The following is a 19,973-nucleotide window of genomic DNA, read 5'->3' on the forward strand; positions in this document are numbered from 1 at the left end:
TGAGAAGGCGCTATGACATCACCCATGCCCTCAGGGCAAACGTCATTATTGTTGCAGATGACACAGCGCCTCGCGCTGTCCGACGCGCATTTTCGTCGGATATGTCAGTTAATCTACCAGCGTGCGGGGATCGTGCTTGCGGACCATAAGCGAGACATGGTCTACAACCGGCTGGTGCGGCGCTTGCGCACGCTGGGGCTGGATGATTTTGGCCGCTATCTGAGCATGCTCGAAGCGAACCAGAACAGCGCCGAATGGCAGGCATTTATCAACTCATTAACCACCAACCTGACCGCGTTTTTCCGCGAGGCGCATCACTTCCCGGTGCTGGCGGAACACGCCCGTCGCCGTAGCGGAGAGTATCGCGTCTGGAGCGCGGCAGCCTCTACCGGGGAAGAGCCGTACTCGCTGGCCATCACCCTTGCAGACACCCTGGGAATGGCGCCGGGCCGCTGGAAAGTGTACGCCAGCGACATCGACACCGAAGTGCTGGAAAAAGCCCGTAACGGCGTTTATCGCCAGGATGAACTAAAAACGCTGTCTCCTCAGCAGCTACAGCGTTACTTCATGCGCGGTACCGGCCCGCATGAAGGACTGGTGCGCGTACGCCAGGAGCTGGCGAACTGCGTGGAATTTGCTCCCGTTAATTTACTGGATAAGCAGTACAACGTGCCGGGGCCATTCGACGCCATTTTTTGCCGTAACGTGATGATCTATTTTGATAAAACGACGCAACAGGACATTCTGCGTCGCTTTGTTCCGTTGCTCAAGCCTGACGGTTTACTGTTTGCCGGGCACTCGGAAAACTTCAGCAACCTCGTGCGTGAGTTTAGCCTGCGTGGGCAAACGGTTTATGCGCTGAGTAAGGAAAAAGCATGAGTAAAATCAGGGTATTGTCTGTCGATGATTCTGCGCTGATGCGTCAGATCATGACCGAAATCATCAATAGCCACAGCGATATGGAGATGGTGGCAACAGCGCCCGATCCGCTGGTCGCGCGGGATTTAATCAAAAAATATAACCCCGACGTGCTGACGCTGGATGTCGAAATGCCACGCATGGATGGCATCGATTTCCTGGAAAAATTAATGCGCCTGCGCCCGATGCCGGTGGTGATGGTGTCATCTCTGACCGGTAAAGGTTCAGAAATCACCCTGCGCGCGCTGGAGCTGGGGGCGGTGGATTTTGTCACCAAGCCGCAGCTCGGCATTCGCGAGGGGATGCTGGCGTACAGCGAGATGATCGCCGAGAAAATCCGTACCGCGTCGCGCGCAAAACTGGCGGCCCACAAGCCGATGGCCGCGCCGGCAACCCTGAAGGCCGGACCGTTACTCAGCTCGGAAAAACTGCTGGTCATTGGGGCGTCAACCGGAGGAACAGAGGCAATTCGCCATGTACTCCAGCCATTGCCGCTCTCAAGCCCGGGTATCCTGATTACGCAACATATGCCGCCGGGGTTTACCCGCTCATTCGCGGAGCGCCTGAATAAGCTGTGCCAGATCAGCGTGAAAGAGGCGGAAGACGGCGAGCGCGTGCTGCCAGGTCACGCGTATATCGCCCCGGGTGACAAACATATGGAGCTGGCGCGCAGCGGGGCGAACTATCAAATCAAAATTCATGACGGGCCGCCGGTTAACCGGCACCGTCCGTCGGTGGATGTGCTGTTTCATTCGGTGGCGAAACATGCGGGGCGCAACGCCGTGGGGGTGATCCTGACGGGGATGGGCAACGACGGCGCCGCCGGAATGCTCGCGATGCACCAGGCTGGCGCCTGGACGATTGCGCAGAATGAAGCAAGTTGTGTGGTGTTCGGCATGCCGCGCGAGGCCATCAATATGGGTGGCGTAAGCGAAGTGGTCGATCTTAGCCAGGTAAGCCAGCAGATGCTGGCGAAAATCAGTGCCGGACAGGCAATACGTATTTGACTCAGGAGTATTATTTTATGGCGGATAAAGAGCTTAAGTTTTTGGTTGTGGATGACTTTTCCACCATGCGTCGCATTGTGCGCAACCTGCTAAAAGAGCTAGGCTTCAACAACGTTGAAGAAGCAGAAGACGGGGTGGATGCGCTGAACAAACTCCAGGCTGGCGGGTTTGGTTTTGTGATTTCCGACTGGAACATGCCGAACATGGACGGTCTCGAACTGCTGAAAACCATCCGCGCGGATGCAGGCATGGCCTCTCTGCCGGTGCTGATGGTGACCGCAGAAGCGAAGAAAGAGAACATTATTGCCGCTGCACAGGCGGGCGCAAGCGGCTACGTGGTGAAGCCATTCACCGCGGCGACTCTGGAAGAGAAGCTCGGGAAGATCTTCGAGAAACTCGGCATGTGAGGTGATTGAAATGTTGCAACCTGCTATGAAACCCGTTGAAGAACATTCGCCGAGCGACATTATTGCCCGTATTGGTAGCCTGACCCGCATGCTGCGCGACAGCCTCCGTGAGCTGGGGCTGGACCAGGCTATCGCCGAAGCGGCGGAAGCCATCCCCGACGCGCGCGACCGTCTGGACTACGTGGTGCAGATGACCGCGCAGGCGGCCGAGCGAGCGCTGAACAGCGTTGAGGCGTCACAGCCGCACCAGGATGCGATGGAGAAGGGGGCGAAAGCGCTGACCCAACGCTGGGATGAGTGGTTTGAGAACCCCATTGAGCTGGCGGATGCCCGCGAACTGGTAACGGACACCCGTCAGTTCCTGGGCGATGTGCCAGGGCACACCAGCTTCACCAATGCGCAACTGCTGGACATCATGATGGCGCAGGATTTCCAGGACCTCACCGGCCAGGTGATCAAGCGCATGATGGATGTGATTCAGGAGATTGAACGTCAGCTGTTGATGGTGCTGCTGGAAAATATTCCGGAACCGGCTGCCCGTCCGAAACGCGAGAACGAAAGCCTGCTCAATGGTCCACAGCTTGACACCAGCAAAGCGGGCGTGGTGGCAAGCCAGGATCAGGTGGACGATCTGCTGGACAGTCTTGGTTTCTGATTGCCCTTCTGCCTCAGGCTGTGAACGCGGCCTGAGGTTGTTCAGAACAAAAACAGCGAAAAGAGCCCGAATAAACGGGCTTTTCCCGCCATTGGATTTTCTCTGCGCTGGCATGATACCCGTGAATTAATGGGCTGCGAGCAGGCACAGTGGCAGAAGAGAACGACGACAAAACAGAAGCCCCCACACCCCACCGACTTGAAAAAGCCCGTGAGGATGGGCAGATCCCCCGATCCCGAGAGCTGACCTCCCTGCTGATCCTGGTGGTGGGCGTCTGCATAATCTGGTGGGGCGGGGAGATGCTTGCCCGCAGACTGGCGGGAATGCTCTCTGCTGGCTTACGTTTTGATCACAGCATGGTCAATGACCCCAATCTGATCCTCATTCAGATCATCAACCTGGTAAAAAGCGCCATGATCGCTCTGCTGCCGTTGATTGCCGGGGTGGTCATCGTGGCTCTTGTTTCGCCGGTCATGCTCGGTGGCCTGGTGTTCAGCGGTAAATCGCTGCAACCGAAATTCTCCAAGCTCAACCCGCTACCCGGTATTGCGAAAATGTTTTCAGCTCAAACCGGGGCTGAGCTTCTTAAAGCGATCCTGAAATCGCTTCTTATGGGCAGTGCTGCCGGGTTTTTTCTGTGGCACCACTGGCCGGAGATGATGCGTCTGATCAGTGAATCCCCCATGACGGCGATGAAGAATGCCCTGAACCTGGTCGGATTAGGCTCGCTGCTGGTGGTTCTCAGCATTATTCCGATGGTGGCGTTCGACGTTATCTTCCAGATCTTTTCCCATATCAAGAAGCTGCGAATGTCGCGTCAGGATATTCGCGATGAATATAAACAGATGGAAGGCGACCCGCACGTCAAGGGCCGTATCCGCCAGATGCAACGTGCTGCCGCGCGTCGTCGCATGATGGAAGATGTGCCGAAAGCCGATGTGATTGTCACTAACCCGACCCACTACTCCGTGGCGCTTCAGTACGACGAAAACAAAATGAGCGCACCGAAAGTGGTGGCGAAAGGGGCCGGGCTGATTGCGCTGCGCATTCGTGAGATCGCGACGGAAAACCGCGTACCGATCCTTGAAGCACCGCCATTAGCCCGTGCGCTGTATCGCCACGCGGAAATTGGACAACAGATCCCGGGCCAGCTCTACGCCGCTGTCGCAGAGGTGCTGGCCTGGGTGTGGCAACTGAAACGCTGGCGTTTAGCGGGCGGTCAACGACCTGTAAAACCTGAGAACCTTCCGGTGCCTGAAGCACTGGATTTTTTGAACGAGAAGGACACTGATGGCTAATCTGGTGGCAATGTTGCGCCTGCCCGGCAACCTGAAATCGACGCAATGGCAGATCCTTGCCGGACCGATTCTGATCCTGCTAATTCTGTCGATGATGGTGCTGCCGTTACCGGCATTTATCCTCGACCTGCTTTTCACCTTCAACATTGCGTTGTCCATCATGGTGCTGCTGGTGGCGATGTTCACCCAGCGCACGCTGGAGTTCGCCGCGTTTCCAACGATCCTGCTGTTCACCACGCTGCTGCGCCTCGCGCTGAACGTTGCCTCCACGCGTATCATCCTGATGGAAGGGCACACCGGCGCGGCGGCGGCGGGAAAGGTGGTCGAAGCCTTCGGTCACTTCCTGGTGGGCGGCAACTTCGCCATCGGTATCGTGGTGTTCGTCATTCTGGTGATTATCAACTTCATGGTTATCACTAAAGGGGCGGGGCGTATCGCAGAAGTGGGCGCGCGCTTCGTGCTCGACGGGATGCCGGGCAAGCAGATGGCAATCGACGCCGACCTGAATGCCGGGCTGATTGCGGAAGATGAAGCAAAAAAACGCCGTGCCGAAGTGACCCAGGAGGCAGATTTCTACGGCTCCATGGACGGTGCGAGTAAGTTTGTGCGCGGTGACGCCATCGCGGGCATTCTGATCATGGTGATTAACGTCGTCGGCGGCCTGCTGGTCGGCGTGCTGCAACACGGCATGGACATGGGCCACGCAGCGGAAAGCTATACGCTGCTGACCATTGGTGATGGTCTGGTGGCGCAGATCCCGGCACTGGTGATCTCCACCGCGGCGGGCGTAATTGTGACCCGCGTCAGCACCGATCAGGATGTAGGCGAGCAGATGGTGGGGCAGTTGTTCAGCAACCCGCGCGTTATGCTGCTCTCCGCGGCGGTACTGGGCCTGCTCGGTATGGTGCCGGGCATGCCAAACCTGGTATTCCTGCTGTTCACTGCCGCGCTGCTGGGCCTTGCCTGGTGGATGCGTGGCCGCGAAACGCAGCCTAAGGCAGAGCCAGCGCCGGTCAAAATGCCTGAGAACACCCAGGCGGTGGAAGCCACCTGGAACGACGTTCAGCTCGAAGATTCGCTGGGGATGGAAGTGGGGTACCGCCTTATCCCGATGGTGGACTTCCAGCAGGATGGCGAACTGCTTGGCCGTATCCGCAGCATTCGTAAAAAATTCGCCCAGGACATGGGCTTCCTGCCGCCGGTGGTGCATATCCGGGACAATATGGATCTCCCGCCCGCACGCTACCGCATCCTGATGAAAGGGGTGGAAATCGGCAGCGGTGATGCGTACCCCGGCCGCTGGCTGGCGATTAACCCTGGCACGGCCGCTGGCACGTTGCCGGGTGAGCAGACGACCGACCCGGCCTTTGGTCTGGCGGCCATCTGGATTGAGAGCGCCCTGAAAGAGCAGGCGCAGATCCAGGGTTACACGGTTGTTGAGGCCAGTACCGTGGTCGCGACGCACCTCAACCATCTGATTGGCCAGTTCTCCGCGGAACTGTTTGGACGTCAGGAGGCGCAGCAGCTGCTTGACCGCGTAACGCAGGAGATGCCGAAGCTAACCGAAGATTTGGTGCCGGGCGTGCTGACCTTAACCACCCTGCACAAAGTGCTGCAAAATCTGCTCGATGAGAAGGTGCCGATCCGCGATATGCGCACCATTCTGGAAACACTGGCCGAGCATGCGCCGCTCCAGAGCGATCCACATGAGCTGACGGCGGTGGTGCGCGTGGCGCTCGGGCGCGCCATAACCCAGCAATGGTTCCCGGGAACCGGCGAAGTGCAGGTGATTGGCCTGGACACGCCGCTGGAACGTCTGCTGCTTCAGGCCCTACAGGGCGGTGGCGGGCTGGAGCCGGGTCTGGCGGACAGATTGCTGGCGCAAACCCAGGAGGCGCTGGCGCGTCAGGAGATGCTGGGCGCGCCGCCGGTGCTGCTGGTGAATCATGCGCTGCGTCCGCTGCTGTCGCGCTTCCTGCGCCGGAGCCTGAACCAGCTGGTGGTGCTGTCGAATATGGAGCTGTCCGATAACCGCAATATTCGCATGACGGCGACCATAGGAGGGAAATAATGCGTAAGTGGCTGTGGATCTTATATTTCCCGCTGGCGGTGCAGGCCGCAGGCGAGGGGGCATGGCAGGCCAGCAGCATCGGCTTAACGCTCAACCATCGGGGGGAGTCGATCTCCTCCCGTCCGCTGTCAGCCTCTGAGCCCGTCTCCGGGCAGATGACGCTGGTGGCCTGGAATTACACCCTGACGGGACCCACACCGGCCGGGTTGCGGGTGCGGCTGTGCTCGCTGACCCGCTGCGCGGAAATCGAGGGCCAAAATGGCATCACCCAGGCCTTCAACGGGGTGTCTGCTCAGGAACCTTTACGCTTTATCTGGGAAGTGCCAGGCGGCGGACGTCTGATCCCGGCGCTGAAGGTTCAGCGCAACGAGGTGCTCGTCAACTACCGCTAACTGCCCGCCTTTTCGCCAGTCTTCAGGCATTTCTGAAGGCTGGCTCGCAAAATTGACCTTCCCTTTTGATACAAAAGAAACGCTGTTTTATAAATCAGTGACACGCGTATTGACACTCTTTGCATTTTTGCCATTCACCACCCTGTGATGGCAGAAACAGAAAGGTTTCACCAGGTCGATACTTTTACTGTAGCCGTGTAAAAGCTCCCGGACGAGGTTTGCTTACAGGGAGTCTCCCAAAACTGATTAGGGTTGACGGCAATGAAAACACGTAAAATTGGACTCGCAAATTATCTTGCTTACGGTTCAGGGGACTTCCTCGGAGCGGGGACTACCGCCCTGACGGCCGCCTGGCTTTTGTATTTTTATACGACCTTCTGTGGACTCACACCGATTGAAGCAACCTTTATCTTCGCCGCCGCAAGGGTGCTGGATGCGGTTGTCAGTCCGTTAATGGGCTTCTTAACCGATAATTTTGGTACCACCTGGCTGGGTAAGCGTTTTGGCCGGCGTAAGTTCTTCATCCTGCTCGGTATTCCCTGCGTTTTCAGCTACTCGCTGATGTGGGTAGGGGACATGAGTTTCTGGTATTACCTGCTGACGTATCTGATCTTTGATATTGTTTACACCATGATTCTGGTGCCGTATGAAACGCTGGTGCCGGAAATGACTGACGATTTCAAACAAAAAACCAAATTCTCCGGGGCGCGTATCTCCATGGCCCAGATGTCCGCCATTCTGGCCTCCTTCCTGCCGGGGATCCTGCTCACGCATTTCGGCAAAGACAACGCGATCTCCTTCTTCTATGCAAGCCTGGTCTTCTCCGTACTCTGCGCGCTGATGCTTACTTTCGTCTGGTTCTTCACCTGGGAGCGTCCGCGGGAAGAGTGGTCTGAAGCAGCCCTGCGCGCTGAAGAAGAGAAGAAAAAGCTGACCCTGGGACAGAGCCTGAATCGTCTTTTTGTCGAATTAAGTTCGACGCTGCGTATCAAGATTTTCCGCCAGCATCTGGGCATGTATCTCGGCGGCTATATTGCCCAGGATGTGTTCAACGCCGTATTCACCTATTACGTGGTGTTTGTACTGATGCAGGAAGCATCCATGGCGTCCAACCTGCTGGGCACGATGGCCATCTTCCAGTTCCTCGCCGTGATTGGCATGATCCCGCTGTGCATTCGCTTCGGACCTGCGCCGTCTTACCGCATGGTGGTCGTGCTGTTTGGCCTGGCCTCGCTCTCTTACGCGGTGCTTTATTACGCGGGCCTGAGCGACGTTTACGCTCTGCTGCTGCTGATCTCTGCGGTTGCCGGTCTTGGCCGCGGGGGTATCAACTACGTACCGTGGAATACCTACACCTACATTGCTGATGTGGACGAAGTGATCACCGGTCAGCGTCGCGAAGGGATCTTCGCGGGCATCATGACGCTGACCCGTAAAGCGTCCCAGGCCGGTGCGGTAATGCTGGTGGGGATCGTGATGCAGATGTCTGGCTTTGTCAGCGGTCAAAAAGTGCAGCCTGCGGAAGTGAGCCACACTATCCTGATGATCCTGAGCGTCGGCACCATTCTGGTACTGTTCTGCGGCTTCCTGGTCTCCCTGCGCTTCAAACTCAATTTGCAGACCCACAGCACCCTGCGTGAAGAGACCGCGAAAATGCGCGAGTCCGGCCATGCGATGCCGGAGGCGGCGACCCCGCAGGCCCGCGCCACCGTGGAGATGCTGGCCGGTATGCCGTATGAATCCCTGTGGGGCAACAACAATATCGGTTACCTGAATCGCAACAAGCCGGCGGCCCCTTCACTGAAGGATCGTGCGGTACTGAATTCGACATACAACAGAGGTTAAGATGATGAAAGTTTGGCCTGTCAAACATAGCCCGTTACTGCGTCAGCCTGAGCGCTTTATCGCCAGGGATGAACTGAAATCGCTGATTCAAAAGGTGACGCATAATCTGGTCAATATCCACGACAAAACGGGCGAGTTTTTGCTGCGGCTGGACGACGGACGCGTAATCGACACCAAAGGCTGGGCCGGATGGGAATGGACGCACGGCGTTGGTTTGTACGGTATCTGGCAGTATTACTGCCAGACCGGTGACGCAGGCATGCGCGAGATTATCGACAGCTGGTTTAATGACCGTTTCGCAGAAGGCGCAACCACCAAAAACGTGAATACCATGTCGCCGTTCCTGACACTGGCGTATCGCTACGAAGAGACCAAAAACCCGGCCTGGCTGCCGTGGCTGGAAAGCTGGGCGGAATGGGCGATGAATGAGATGCCGCGCACCGAACATGGCGGCATGCAGCACATCACACTGGCGGAAGAGAACCATCAGCAGATGTGGGATGACACGCTGATGATGACGGTGCTGCCGCTGGCGAAAATCGGCAAGCTGCTTAACAAGCCGGAGTACGTCGAGGAGGCGATCTATCAGTTCCTGCTCCACGTACAGAACCTGATGGATCGTGAGACGGGGCTGTGGTTCCACGGCTGGAATTACGACGGCAATCACAACTTTGCCCGGGCCCGCTGGGCGCGCGGCAACAGCTGGCTGACCATCGTGATCCCGGATTTCCTCGAACTGGTGGATCTGCCAGAAAACAACGCCGTTCGTCGCTATCTGGTGCAGGTGCTAAATGCGCAGATCGCCGCACTGGCAAAATGTCAGGATGAGAGTGGATTGTGGCATACGCTGCTGGACGATCCTGATTCTTATCTGGAGGCGTCGGCCACGGCAGGGTTTGCCTACGGCATTCTGAAAGCCGTGCGCAAGCGGTATGTCGGCGCAGAGTATGCAGAGGTGGCGGAGAAAGCGATCCGCGGTATCGTGCAAAACATCTCGCCGGAAGGGGAACTGCTGCAAACGTCCTTCGGGACGGGGATGGGCAGCGATCTGGCGTTTTACCGCCAGATACCGCTGACCTCGATGCCGTATGGCCAGGCAATGGCGATTCTGTGTCTGACGGAATATTTACGGAAATATTTTTAATACCTGAATAATAATCTCATTACTGAAAAGCCTCTTTTAGAAGAGGCTTTTTTTATAATGGCACCGGGAAAATACCTTACGCCATCAATATCAGGCATGTTATATATTGATGGAGTGAATACTAGGCTAGAAATACATTACGCTTAGTATTAAATCGTGATTTTCTTCACAAAACACAATCCATATTTATCCTATTTTTTATCTGCGTTAAGATTCTTCTAATATTTATACAAGGAGTGATGCAATGGAAAATACAATGGGCGGTATTATCGTTAACCCTGCTGTAAATATGCATGCCGATAAAATGTCTGATGAACATATCAATATGTTCGACACGGTTTTCAAGGATATTGATGGTGCGGGTTATTTCCCACTACTGTATGTCGGAAGCCAGCTTGTGGCTGGCCAGTTCCATACCTTTATTGCGCTTCGCCGTTTTATCCATGCGGAAGGCCCGGAAAAATCACTGGTTAAGGTGATTATTTTTCAAAGCCTGAATAATGACTTTGCCATTCATTCAATTTCTGAGTTTTAATGATTTTAACTACGGATAATTATTTAGACTGAAAAGGACATCATTATGTGGAAATCAGCGAAAAGAGATGATTTTATCCCATTGGACGCGCCTGTAGCAGGTTATGAAATAGGTGTTCCTGGTATCAAAGGACCATCTCCATTGTTTATTATTCGCGCAAAAGTGAATGGTGGGATTCATCCGGGGAAATGGGTGTTCGGCAATACGGCATGGGTCCCATGGGGAGGAAGAGAGCACTTTTGTAATGAATTTGAAGTTTACGTGGGCGCTTTAAAATGGGTAGACGTTAAGGATAAACATTTCCCACCGAATATGGTTGAGGCGGGACATGAAGCCAATGGCACTAAGCTCTACGTTGCCCGCGCAAAATTCGATAACGGTCTCTTTGTGGGTAAAGCTGGAAGTCACCTCAGCAGAGGTTGCTGCATCGGCTATAACGGCAGAGAGTATGAATTAGATACCTTCCAGGTACTCGTTCACGACTGATGGCGTTCATTTATAAAAAAACCCGGCAACCGCCGGGTTTCTTTTTTACATACGTTCTATGGTTTCGATACCCAGAGTATCCAGACCCAGTTTCAGGGTCTTCGCCGTCAGCTGCGCCAGCTTCAGGCGGCTGTTACGCACCGCTTCGCTCTCGGCGGTCAGGATAGGGCAGTGTTCGTAGAAGCCAGAGAACAGACCGGCCAGATCGTAAAGGTAAGCACACATAACGTGCGGCGTACCGTCGCGCGCGACCACAGAGAGCGTCTCTTCGAACTGAAGCAGGCGGGCAGCCAGCTGTGCTTCACGGTCTTCGGTAAGGGTCACCGTGGCGTTCGCCAGCACGCTTTCGTCAATACTGGCTTTACGGAAGACGGAGAGTACGCGGGTGTAAGCGTACTGCATGTATGGCGCCGTGTTGCCTTCAAACGCCAGCATGTTGTCCCAGTCGAAGATATAGTCGGTGGTACGGTTCTTGGAGAGATCCGCGTATTTTACCGCACCGATCCCAACCGCGTTAGCCAGTTTCTCCAGCTCGTCAGCAGGCATGTCCGGGTTCTTCTCGGCCACCAGGCGACGGGCGCGCTCCAGCGCTTCATCCAGCAGATCGGAGAGCTTCACGGTGCCGCCTGCACGGGTTTTGAACGGCTTACCGTCTTTACCCAGCATCATGCCGAACATGTGGTGTTCCAGCGGCACGGAATCCGGCACATAACCCGCTTTACGCACGATAGTCCACGCCTGCATCAGGTGCTGGTGCTGACGGGAGTCGATGTAATACAGCACGCGGTCCGCATGCAGGGTTTCGTAACGGTATTTCGCACAGGCGATATCGGTGGTGGTGTAGAGATAGCCGCCATCCTTTTTCTGGACGATCACGCCCATCGGTTCGCCTTCCTTGTTTTTATACTCATCAAGGAATACTACCGTTGCGCCTTCGCTTTCCACCGCCAGGTTTTTGGCTTTCAGGTCTGCCACAATGCCCGGCAGCATCGGGTTATACAGGCTTTCACCCATTACGTCGTCGCGGGTCAGGGTCACGTTCAGACGGTTATAGGTAAGCTGGTTCTGGGACATGGTGATGTCCACCAGCTTGCGCCACATCTCGAGGAAGTACGGATCGCCGCCTTGAAGTTTCACCACGTAGCTGCGCGCGCGCTCGGCAAAGGCTTCGTCTTCGTCGTAGTGTTTTTTGGCTTCACGGTAGAAACCTTCCAGGTCTGCCAGCGCCATTTCGCCTGCGTTTTCCTGCTGCTGTTTTTCCAGATATGCGATCAGCATACCGAACTGCGTGCCCCAGTCGCCTACGTGGTTAGCGCGGATCACCTTGTGACCGAGGAACTCCAGGGTACGCACGGCCGCATCACCGATGATGGTGGAGCGCAGGTGACCGACGTGCATCTCCTTCGCCACGTTTGGCGCGGAGTAGTCAACCACCACAGTCTGCGCTTCTGGCTGAGCCACGCCAAGACGGTCAGATTTCAGCGCCGCGTCAACGTGGCTTGCCAGGAACGCAGGCTCAAGGAAAATGTTGATAAAGCCCGGACCGGCGATTTCGGTTTTGCTGGCGATGCCGTTGAGATCCAGATGCGTCAGTACCTGCTCAGCGAGCTGTCGCGGCGGCATGCCCAGTTTTTTAGCCACTGCCATCACGCCATTAGCCTGATAGTCGCCAAACTGTACTTTCGCTGACTGACGAACCTGTGGTTCGCAATCCGCAGGCGCACCTGCGGCAATCAGTGCCTGACTGACTTTTTCTGAGAGAAGAGCCTGAATATTCACCTGGATACCTTACGTTTTTGATGCGGGTAAAAAACACCCACGCCAGTTTAAGAATTTAGGGCGGGAGTATACTGCAAATGGCCTCGGGCGTCAGCCCTGCGGGGGGCGAAGATTGCTTAGAATCCAGGCGAAGATGGTATGCATAATCATGCAGTCAAAAAAACCGTGATTCTGCGGTTGGTCGACAGAGGGCAACAGAGTAAATTAGCGGCTTTGCGACACGAAACGAGACTGACCTATGGCGAACTGGCACACCATTGACGAACTGCATGATATTTCCGCAGATTTACCGCGCTTCACCCAGGCGTTCACAGAACTTGCCACCCGTCTCGGGCTGGATATCGCGCCGCTTGAGGCCGATCACATCTCTTTGCGCTGCCACCAGAATGCCACCGCAGAACGCTGGCGGCGTGGCTTTGAGCAGTGCGGAGAACTGCTGTCGGAGAATATCATTAACGGTCGCCCGATTTGCCTGTTCAAACTTCACGCGCCGGTTACGGTGGCGCACTGGCAATTCACCGTTGTGGAACTGCCCTGGCCAGGAGAGAAGCGTTATCCGCACGAAGGCTGGGAGCATATCGAAATTGTTCTGCCTGGGGAGCCCGAGACGCTGAACGCCCGTGCGCTGGCGCTGCTTTCCGACGAGGGGTTAAGCCAGCCGGGTATTTTCGTCAAAACCAGCTCGCCAAAAGGTGAGCGCGAACGCTTACCGAACCCTACGCTTGCCGTAACGGACGGCAGCGTGACGGTGAAATTCCATCCCTGGACTATTGAGCAGATCGTCGCCAGCGAAGCGTAAGCACTGTGAGCGTCGATCCAGACACGAATCGGGCAACGTGCCACGATGGTACGTTGAGTGAAATTTAAGGAGGATGACATGGCGCTGCTGGAAATTTGTTGTTACAGCGTGGAGTGTGCCGTCACTGCGCAACGGCAGGGGGCCGATCGCATCGAGCTTTGCGCGGCACCGAAAGAAGGAGGATTAACCCCGTCCTTTGGCGTGCTGAAATCAGCCCGTCAGGCCATCACCATTCCGGTGCACCCGATTATTCGCCCGCGCGGCGGTGATTTTTGTTATACGGCGGGTGAGTTCAGTGCCATGCTTGAGGATATCGCCCTCGTCCGTGATTCCGGTTTTCCGGGCCTGGTGATCGGTGTGCTGGACGAAGACGGAAACATCGATCTTTCGCGTATGCGCCAGGTCATGCGCGCAGCCCAGGGAATGGCGGTCACTTTTCATCGTGCGTTCGATATGTGTCAGGATCCGATACAAGCCTTTGATACGCTGGCAGAACTGGGCGTGGCGCGCGTTCTGACGTCGGGCCAGCAGCCCTCGGCTGAAAAAGGACTGAAATTAATTACGGAACTAAAAGCACATTCCGGTGTTCCAATAATCATGGCGGGCGCAGGAGTACGCGCCAGCAATCTGGAACTGTTTTTAAACGCAGGGGTGGAAGAGCTACACAGCTCGGCGGGTAAATGGATACCTTCACCCATGCGTTATCGCAATACAGGGTTGTCAATGTCGACGGATGCTGAAGCGGATGAGTACTCGCGCTACGGTGTGGATGGAGAGTCGGTTGCGGAAATGAAATCGCTGATTGAACGTCATCACGTGTAGCAACGTACCGATTTTTACCGCGCATCATGTCGCCCAATATGATGCTTGCTTGTACCAGGCCCCTGCAATTTCAACAGGGGCCTTTTTTTATTCTTGCCCCTCACCCTAACCCTCTCCCCACAGGGGAGAGGGGACTGCACGGTGCGGTCTTTTCACCCTCGCCCCTTTGGGGAGAGGGCCGGGGTGAGGGGATAAATACTACGGCTTGGTCGCAATCAATACCGCACGCATCGGGGCCGGATAGCCTTCGATGGTTTTACTGTGATCGTCCGGGTCGAGGAACTGCTCCAGCGATTCGGTGATCATCCAGTCGGTGCGGCGCTGTTCCTCAACCGACGTCACGCACACATCGGCGATGCGTACATCGACAAACCCACATTTCTCCAGCCAGTTCTTCAGCGCCAGCGCGGAAGGGATGAAGTAAACGTTGCGCATCTGCGCATAGCGATCGCCCGGCACCAGAACGGCATGTTCATCCCCTTCGATGACCAGCGTTTCCAGCACCAGCTCACCGCCGCTGACCAGCTGATCTTTCAGTTGCCAGAGATGCTCCAGCGGGGAACGACGGTGGTACAGCACGCCCATCGAGAACACGGTATCAAAGGCTTTCAGAGCAGGGAGTTGCTCGATGCCCAGCGGCAGCAGGTGCGCGCGCTGGTCGTTACCCAGCAGCTTTCGCACCGCTTCAAACTGGCACAGGAACAGCTGCATCGGATCGATACCGACGGCCAGATGCGCGCCTGCGCCGATCATGCGCCACATGTGATAGCCGCTACCGCAGCCCACGTCCAGAATGGTGCGCCCGGTCAGGTCGGATAAATGCGGCAGAACGCGATCCCACTTCCAGTCTGAGCGCCATTCGGTATTGATGTTCACGCCGTACAGCGAGAACGGCCCTTTGCGCCACGGCATCAGGTTACGCATCAGCGTTTCGATGCGGTTGATCTGCCCGGCCGGGAGCGGCTCTTCGCTCTCCGCCGTCACGCTGTGCAGTAAATCCAGACGATGAGGCGTCAGTTCAGGCAGAAACTCCACGGCGTTGGACCACTGCTTCAACAGACCATGCTGCTGATCGCGCTGCCAGGTGGCAATTTGCGCAGGCAGGGTTTCCAGCCAGTGGGAAAGGTGGTTTTTGGCAATCAGTTGATAGAAATTACCGAACTCGATCATGCTGTGTCTCCGGCTTTCAGCGCCACCAGAGAACCAAAATTAAAGCACTGGAACCACAGTTCGCTGTGTTCAAATCCGGCTTTGCGCAGGCGCGCTTTGTGTGTTTCAACGGAATCCGTCAGCATGACGTTTTCAAGCATGCTGCGCTTCTGGCTGATCTCCAGCTCGCTGTAGCCGTTTGCACGCTTGAAATCATGGTGCATGTTGAACAGCAGTTCGCCCACGCTGGCGTCTTCAAAGCTGAATTTCTCAGACAACACCAGCGCGCCGCCCGGGTTCAGGCCCTGATAAATCTTATCCAGCAACCGCTGACGATCGTCCGGCACCAGGAACTGAAGGGTAAAGTTCAGGACCACCATCGAGGCGTTCTGGATGTCGATATCGCGGATATCGCCTTCCACCACCTCCACAGGCGTAGGGGCTTTATACGCGTCAATGTGGCGACGGCAGCGTTCAACCATGGCCGGTGAGTTATCGACAGCCACAATGTTGCAGCCTTCGTGATGAACGTTACGACGAATGGACAGCGTTGCCGCTCCCAGCGAACAGCCCAGGTCATAGACCTGCGTGCCGGGTTGAACAAAACGCTCCGCCAGCATGCCGATCATGGAGATGATATTGGAATAACCGGGAACAGAGCGCTGGATCATATCCGGGAAGACTTCGGCTACCCGTTCATCAAAGGTCCAGTCGCCCAGGCTGGCGATAGGCGCGGAAAAAAGCGTGTCGCGATCTGACATAACGTAAAAATCCGGGAAAAATAAAGGGGCATATTGTGCGCTAATGGAAGGAGAAAACCAACTCCCACGGCATATACCAAAGGTTAGCCAGCACCATCAGCAAAAGCGAGCACCAGGTCGCGCTCATGCCGGAACGACGCCAGCGGATCAGGCGGTGGTGAAAACCATAATAATGCATCAAACGACCTGCAATCAGCAGCAGCCCACAGACGTGCACCATCCAGGTTTCAGCGCCATCCATCTCCATTAACAGCAGTAAAATTAACGCGACGGGAATGTACTCGACCGCGTTGCCGTGGATCCGGATTGCGCTTTGCAGCTCAGAAAAGCCCCCGTCACCGTAGGAGACGCGGTACTGCATTCTCAGGCGCACAACATCAAATGAAAATTTAATCAGCAGTAATGCACCTAACACCGCATACAGCGCGCTGACCATACTAACTCCCTGTTTTTGGCAGATGGCACGTCTCTATGATAGGGGGTGATTTCAGAAAAGAGAAGATTGTTGTGGGATGGACGGCGCGGGGCCAACCGACGGAACCGCCTGCTGCAAGGCCTGCCAGAGAGCATCGACCAGTTCAGGTGCCTGGGCAATATCCGGCGTATGTAAAAACAGGTACGGGGTGGTGGTTTGCTCCCATTTCGCGAGCGTTTGCAGCCAGACGGCGAACATCTCCTCATTCTGTTGCATGTTATCGCTGCCGATAAACCGGACCATCGGGTTCTGCGCGGTAACAATGGCGTGAACCGGTACTTTCGGTTTTTTGCGCTGGGCATCAACAACGGCTTCGCTGTGCGGGATTGCGCTGTGCACGGGGCGGCTGTCGAGGATCACGCGGTTGACCGATCGTTCATGCAGGCCGCGATTCAGCGCTTTCTCCGCGTCACCTTTGGCAAAGAAATCTGGATGCCTCACCTCCACACCGTACGTGAAATCGTGGGGCAGGGCGTCGAGAAACTGCCAGAGGGCTTGTAGATCGCGCGGGCCGAACGTGGCGGGCAGCTGGAGCCAGTACTGGCCAACACGGTTTGCCAGGGGCGACATCCGGGTGAAAAACTCGTAGGTTAAATCATCGCAGTTTCGCAGTGCGGCGTTGTGGGAGATGGTTGCCGGAAATTTGAAGCAAAAGCGGAAATCGTCGGTGGTTTGCTCGCGCCAGCGCTCGACGATCTCCGTGCGTGGCAGAGCGTACAGCGTGGTATTGCCCTCCACGCAGTTAAAGTGTCGGGCATACTCTTCAAGGCCAGTAATACCCAGGCGCACCCATTTCGGGTGCGACCACTGGGGCAAACCCACGTACATCATAGCGCGCTGAGGATCTCATCCGTGCTGCGCACGCGACCAATACGCGGGAAGATATGGGTCATGCTGCCCTGATGCTGATCCGCAGAGGCTGCGCTGCACGCATCTTCCGCTATCACCAGGTTAAAGCCCAGCTCCCAGGCGTTACGGGCGGTGGATTCCACACCGATGTTGGTGGAGATCCCGCACAGAATAATAGTGTCTATCCCGCGACGGCGCAGCTGGAGCTCCAGGTCAGTGCCATAGAATGCGCCCCACTGGCGTTTGGTGACTTCTAAATCGCTGTCGCGTTTACCGAGCGAGACCGGGTATGTCCACCAGTTGTCCGGCAGCGCATGCGCCGGGGCCTGAGCATCAACTGGCTGCTTTAGCGCTTCGGCGAAATCAGTGGACCAGCCGACGCGCACCATGACGACAGGCGCACCGCTGGCCCGGCATTTTTCCGCCAGACGCGCAGCACGGCTTACAACATCGTCAGCGGTGTGTGGACCACCGGCAAAAGGCAGGATCCCTTCCTGTAAATCAATGACCACAAGGGCGGTTTTGGTGGCATCAAGCGTTAACATTGTCACTCCAGTAAAATTAATTGCTTTTTTACACCTTACGACGGGATGGCCTGTTATCGGTCGGATAATTTTGTTAATTTTTGTGAGAATAGACAATAAGAGCACAGCAAACACGCGTCAGGCCGTGCTTCGCTCTTATCGTGCGGCAGAATTTCCAGTATAATAGCCGCCTTTTTTCATCCAGTTGTGACATACAGAAAGCTGCGACATCGTAGCCTGTAAGACAGGCGACAATCAGCCTGCGGCTAATTAAGGGATATCTCATGCGTACAGAATATTGCGGGCAGCTGCGTCAGTCCCACGTCGGGCAGCAGGTCACCCTGTGTGGTTGGGTCAATCGTCGTCGCGATCTTGGTAGCCTTATCTTTATTGATATGCGTGACCGCGAAGGTATCGTTCAGGTGTTCTTCGATCCGGATCGCGCTGATGCGTTGAAGCTGGCCTCTGAGCTGCGTAATGAGTTCTGCATTCAGGTGACGGGCACCGTGCGTGCGCGTGACGAGAAAAACATCAACGCCGATATGGCGACCGGTGCTATCGAAGTGCTGGCGTCCGATCTGGTGATTATCAATCGCGCAGAAGCGTTGCCGCTGGACTCCAACCACGTCAACACCGAAGAAGCGCGTCTTAAATACCGCTACCTGGATCTGCGTCGCCCGGAGATGGCTCAGCGCCTGAAAACCCGTGCGAAAATCACCAGCCTGGTGCGTCGCTTTATGGATGACCACGGTTTCCTCGATATCGAAACCCCGATGCTGACCAAAGCCACGCCGGAAGGCGCGCGCGACTACCTGGTTCCATCCCGCGTCCATAAGGGCAAATTCTACGCGCTGCCACAGTCACCACAGCTGTTCAAGCAGTTGCTGATGATGTCCGGCTTCGACCGCTACTATCAGATCGTGAAATGCTTCCGCGATGAAGATCTGCGTGCAGACCGTCAGCCAGAATTTACCCAGATCGATGTGGAAACCTCCTTCATGACCGCCGAGCAGGTGCGTGAGGTGATGGAAGCCCTGGTGCGTAGCCTGTGGAACGACGTAAAAGGCGTTGAGCTGGGCGATTTCCCAATCATGACCTTCGCGGAAGCCGAGCGTCGCTACGGCTCCGACAAACCAGACCTGCGTAACCCAATGGAGCTGGTGGACGTGGCAGACCTGGTGAAAGCCGTTGAGTTCGCGGTCTTTGCTGGTCCGGCTAACGATCCGAAAGGCCGCGTGGCTGCCCTGCGCGTACCGGGCGGTGCTGCGCTGAGCCGTAAGCAGATTGACGACTACGGCAACTTCATCAAGATCTACGGTGCGAAAGGTCTGGCCTATATTAAAGTAACCGAGCGTGCTAAAGGTCTGGAAGGCATTACCAGCCCTGTTGCGAAATTCCTGAATGCGGACATCGTGGAAGCTATTCTGGAGCGCACCGGCGCGCAGGACGGCGACATGATCTTCTTCGGCGCAGACAACAAGAAAGTCGTTGCGGATGCGATGGGCGCGCTGCGTCTGAAGCTCGGCAAAGACCTGAACCTGACCGATGAAAGCAAATGGGCGCCGCTGTGGGTGATCGATTTCCCGATGTTTGAAGACGACGGTGAAGGCGGCCTGACCGCGATGCACCACCCGTTCACCTCGCCAAAAGACATGACGGCGGCGGAACTGAAGGCTGCACCGGAAGATGCGGTAGCGAATGCCTACGATATGGTTATCAACGGCTACGAAGTGGGCGGCGGCTCCGTGCGTATTCACAGCGGTGAAATGCAGCAGACCGTGTTCGGCATTCTGGGCATTAACGAGCAGGAGCAGCGCGAGAAGTTTGGCTTCCTGCTGGACGCCCTGAAATACGGTACGCCTCCGCACGCGGGTCTGGCCTTTGGTCTTGACCGTCTGACCATGCTGCTGACCGGCACCGACAACATCCGTGATGTTATCGCCTTCCCGAAAACCACCGCAGCGGCGTGTCTGATGACTGAAGCGCCAAGCTTTGCCAACCCGGCCGCGCTGGCTGAGCTGGGCATTGAGGTGGTGAAGAAGGAAGAGAAAAACTGA

20 protein-coding genes are annotated in these 19,973 nt (G+C 56.1%); 14 read left to right on the forward strand and 6 right to left on the reverse strand.

Annotated features, from left to right (window positions below):
* The first annotated feature begins 12 nt into the window (after window positions 1-12).
* From cheR to AC4OVS_RS08735, 11 genes are all read left to right on the forward strand, one after another.
* Complete coding sequence (cheR, locus tag AC4OVS_RS08685) at window positions 13-879, forward strand: protein-glutamate O-methyltransferase CheR (protein WP_017384409.1); 867 nt, start codon at window positions 13-15, stop codon at window positions 877-879.
* On the forward strand, window positions 876-1,925 hold the full coding sequence (locus AC4OVS_RS08690) for a protein-glutamate methylesterase/protein-glutamine glutaminase (protein WP_014884341.1): 1,050 nt from the start codon (window positions 876-878) through the stop codon (window positions 1,923-1,925). Before cheR ends, AC4OVS_RS08690 begins: the two co-directional genes overlap by 4 nt.
* Window positions 1,926-1,942: 17 nt before the next feature.
* Window positions 1,943-2,332 carry a chemotaxis response regulator CheY gene (gene cheY, locus AC4OVS_RS08695; RefSeq protein ID WP_000763862.1) on the forward strand — a complete coding sequence of 130 codons (390 nt, stop codon included), beginning with the start codon at window positions 1,943-1,945 and terminating at the stop codon, window positions 2,330-2,332.
* Window positions 2,333-2,342: 10 nt separating this feature from the next.
* Window positions 2,343-2,987, forward strand: a complete 645-nt coding sequence (gene cheZ, locus AC4OVS_RS08700; protein ID WP_022648501.1) for a protein phosphatase CheZ — start codon at window positions 2,343-2,345, stop codon at window positions 2,985-2,987.
* Window positions 2,988-3,136: 149 nt separating this feature from the next.
* Window positions 3,137-4,285 carry a flagellar biosynthesis protein FlhB gene (gene flhB, locus AC4OVS_RS08705; protein WP_022648500.1) on the forward strand — a complete coding sequence of 383 codons (1,149 nt, stop codon included), beginning with the start codon at window positions 3,137-3,139 and terminating at the stop codon, window positions 4,283-4,285.
* A complete protein-coding gene (flhA, locus tag AC4OVS_RS08710) occupies window positions 4,278-6,356 on the forward strand; it encodes a flagellar biosynthesis protein FlhA (RefSeq protein WP_003859723.1) in 2,079 nt (692 codons plus the stop codon). The genes flhB and flhA overlap by 8 nt, the downstream gene beginning before the upstream one ends.
* Complete coding sequence (gene flhE / locus AC4OVS_RS08715) at window positions 6,356-6,748, forward strand: flagellar protein FlhE (protein ID WP_161177039.1); 393 nt, start codon at window positions 6,356-6,358, stop codon at window positions 6,746-6,748. The genes flhA and flhE overlap by 1 nt, the downstream gene beginning before the upstream one ends.
* A gap of 261 nt (window positions 6,749-7,009) precedes the next feature.
* Window positions 7,010-8,593: an MFS transporter gene (locus AC4OVS_RS08720; protein WP_022648498.1), complete on the forward strand. Its 1,584-nt coding sequence runs from the start codon at window positions 7,010-7,012 to the stop codon at window positions 8,591-8,593.
* Window positions 8,594-8,597: 4 nt separating this feature from the next.
* Window positions 8,598-9,737, forward strand: a complete 1,140-nt coding sequence (gene bglB, locus AC4OVS_RS08725) for a beta-galactosidase BglB (protein ID WP_032622451.1) — start codon at window positions 8,598-8,600, stop codon at window positions 9,735-9,737.
* Window positions 9,738-9,981: 244 nt separating this feature from the next.
* Window positions 9,982-10,272, forward strand: coding sequence for a hypothetical protein (locus tag AC4OVS_RS08730; RefSeq protein ID WP_022648496.1), 291 nt, complete (start codon window positions 9,982-9,984; stop codon window positions 10,270-10,272).
* A 45-nt stretch (window positions 10,273-10,317) separates the two neighbouring features.
* A complete protein-coding gene (locus AC4OVS_RS08735; protein WP_161177038.1) occupies window positions 10,318-10,758 on the forward strand; it encodes a DUF3421 domain-containing protein in 441 nt (146 codons plus the stop codon).
* A gap of 45 nt (window positions 10,759-10,803) precedes the next feature.
* On the opposite strand, the gene argS is transcribed toward AC4OVS_RS08735, so the two are convergent.
* Complete coding sequence (gene argS / locus AC4OVS_RS08740) at window positions 10,804-12,537, reverse strand: arginine--tRNA ligase (RefSeq protein ID WP_022648494.1); 1,734 nt, start codon at window positions 12,535-12,537, stop codon at window positions 10,804-10,806.
* 238 nt (window positions 12,538-12,775) lie between these two features.
* Here argS and AC4OVS_RS08745 point away from each other — a divergent pair, with 238 nt between their 5' ends.
* Together AC4OVS_RS08745 and cutC are read left to right on the forward strand one after the other, a co-directional pair.
* Window positions 12,776-13,336 carry a VOC family protein gene (locus AC4OVS_RS08745; RefSeq protein ID WP_023306486.1) on the forward strand — a complete coding sequence of 187 codons (561 nt, stop codon included), beginning with the start codon at window positions 12,776-12,778 and terminating at the stop codon, window positions 13,334-13,336.
* 78 nt (window positions 13,337-13,414) lie between these two features.
* The gene (gene cutC, locus AC4OVS_RS08750; protein WP_023300450.1) at window positions 13,415-14,158 is read left to right on the forward strand and encodes a copper homeostasis protein CutC; all 744 of its coding nucleotides are present in this window, start codon (window positions 13,415-13,417) and stop codon (window positions 14,156-14,158) included.
* Between the two features lie 198 nt (window positions 14,159-14,356).
* On the opposite strand, the gene cmoB is transcribed toward cutC, so the two are convergent.
* From cmoB to AC4OVS_RS08775, 5 genes are read right to left on the reverse strand one after another with little or no spacing between them, the layout of a single operon-like run.
* Complete coding sequence (cmoB, locus tag AC4OVS_RS08755; RefSeq protein ID WP_015570275.1) at window positions 14,357-15,328, reverse strand: tRNA 5-methoxyuridine(34)/uridine 5-oxyacetic acid(34) synthase CmoB; 972 nt, start codon at window positions 15,326-15,328, stop codon at window positions 14,357-14,359.
* On the reverse strand, window positions 15,325-16,068 hold the full coding sequence (gene cmoA, locus AC4OVS_RS08760) for a carboxy-S-adenosyl-L-methionine synthase CmoA (protein ID WP_045308573.1): 744 nt from the start codon (window positions 16,066-16,068) through the stop codon (window positions 15,325-15,327). Before cmoA ends, cmoB begins: the two co-directional genes overlap by 4 nt.
* Before the next feature lie 40 nt (window positions 16,069-16,108).
* Window positions 16,109-16,504 (reverse strand): MAPEG family protein, encoded by a 396-nt coding sequence (locus AC4OVS_RS08765; RefSeq protein WP_003859737.1) that lies wholly within the window; start codon window positions 16,502-16,504, stop codon window positions 16,109-16,111.
* 51 nt (window positions 16,505-16,555) lie between these two features.
* On the reverse strand, window positions 16,556-17,374 hold the full coding sequence (locus AC4OVS_RS08770) for a DUF72 domain-containing protein (protein ID WP_126291684.1): 819 nt from the start codon (window positions 17,372-17,374) through the stop codon (window positions 16,556-16,558).
* Window positions 17,371-17,937, reverse strand: coding sequence for a hydrolase (locus AC4OVS_RS08775; RefSeq protein WP_022648490.1), 567 nt, complete (start codon window positions 17,935-17,937; stop codon window positions 17,371-17,373). Before AC4OVS_RS08775 ends, AC4OVS_RS08770 begins: the two co-directional genes overlap by 4 nt.
* Before the next feature lie 263 nt (window positions 17,938-18,200).
* Between AC4OVS_RS08775 and aspS the strand changes: the two genes are divergently transcribed.
* The gene (gene aspS, locus AC4OVS_RS08780) at window positions 18,201-19,973 is read left to right on the forward strand and encodes an aspartate--tRNA ligase (RefSeq protein ID WP_023300446.1); all 1,773 of its coding nucleotides are present in this window, start codon (window positions 18,201-18,203) and stop codon (window positions 19,971-19,973) included.

Source organism: Enterobacter sp. 4974935 (assembly GCF_058661735.1).

What these genes read in the sequence shown, in the direction of transcription:
- cheR (WP_017384409.1), top strand. Translation starts at nt 13, where the DNA reads ATGACATCACCCATGCCCTCAGGGCAAACGTCATTATTGTTGCAGATG.
- AC4OVS_RS08690 (WP_014884341.1), top strand. Translation starts at nt 876, where the DNA reads ATGAGTAAAATCAGGGTATTGTCTGTCGATGATTCTGCGCTGATGCGT.
- cheY (WP_000763862.1), top strand. Translation starts at nt 1,943, where the DNA reads ATGGCGGATAAAGAGCTTAAGTTTTTGGTTGTGGATGACTTTTCCACC.
- cheZ (WP_022648501.1), top strand. Translation starts at nt 2,343, where the DNA reads ATGTTGCAACCTGCTATGAAACCCGTTGAAGAACATTCGCCGAGCGAC.
- flhA (WP_003859723.1), top strand. Translation starts at nt 4,278, where the DNA reads ATGGCTAATCTGGTGGCAATGTTGCGCCTGCCCGGCAACCTGAAATCG.
- flhE (WP_161177039.1), top strand. Translation starts at nt 6,356, where the DNA reads ATGCGTAAGTGGCTGTGGATCTTATATTTCCCGCTGGCGGTGCAGGCC.
- AC4OVS_RS08720 (WP_022648498.1), top strand. Translation starts at nt 7,010, where the DNA reads ATGAAAACACGTAAAATTGGACTCGCAAATTATCTTGCTTACGGTTCA.
- bglB (WP_032622451.1), top strand. Translation starts at nt 8,598, where the DNA reads ATGAAAGTTTGGCCTGTCAAACATAGCCCGTTACTGCGTCAGCCTGAG.
- AC4OVS_RS08730 (WP_022648496.1), top strand. Translation starts at nt 9,982, where the DNA reads ATGGAAAATACAATGGGCGGTATTATCGTTAACCCTGCTGTAAATATG.
- AC4OVS_RS08735 (WP_161177038.1), top strand. Translation starts at nt 10,318, where the DNA reads ATGTGGAAATCAGCGAAAAGAGATGATTTTATCCCATTGGACGCGCCT.
- AC4OVS_RS08745 (WP_023306486.1), top strand. Translation starts at nt 12,776, where the DNA reads ATGGCGAACTGGCACACCATTGACGAACTGCATGATATTTCCGCAGAT.
- cutC (WP_023300450.1), top strand. Translation starts at nt 13,415, where the DNA reads ATGGCGCTGCTGGAAATTTGTTGTTACAGCGTGGAGTGTGCCGTCACT.
- cmoB (WP_015570275.1), bottom strand. Translation starts at nt 15,328, where the DNA reads ATGATCGAGTTCGGTAATTTCTATCAACTGATTGCCAAAAACCACCTT.
- cmoA (WP_045308573.1), bottom strand. Translation starts at nt 16,068, where the DNA reads ATGTCAGATCGCGACACGCTTTTTTCCGCGCCTATCGCCAGCCTGGGC.
- AC4OVS_RS08765 (WP_003859737.1), bottom strand. Translation starts at nt 16,504, where the DNA reads ATGGTCAGCGCGCTGTATGCGGTGTTAGGTGCATTACTGCTGATTAAA.
- AC4OVS_RS08770 (WP_126291684.1), bottom strand. Translation starts at nt 17,374, where the DNA reads ATGATGTACGTGGGTTTGCCCCAGTGGTCGCACCCGAAATGGGTGCGC.
- AC4OVS_RS08775 (WP_022648490.1), bottom strand. Translation starts at nt 17,937, where the DNA reads ATGTTAACGCTTGATGCCACCAAAACCGCCCTTGTGGTCATTGATTTA.
- aspS (WP_023300446.1), top strand. Translation starts at nt 18,201, where the DNA reads ATGCGTACAGAATATTGCGGGCAGCTGCGTCAGTCCCACGTCGGGCAG.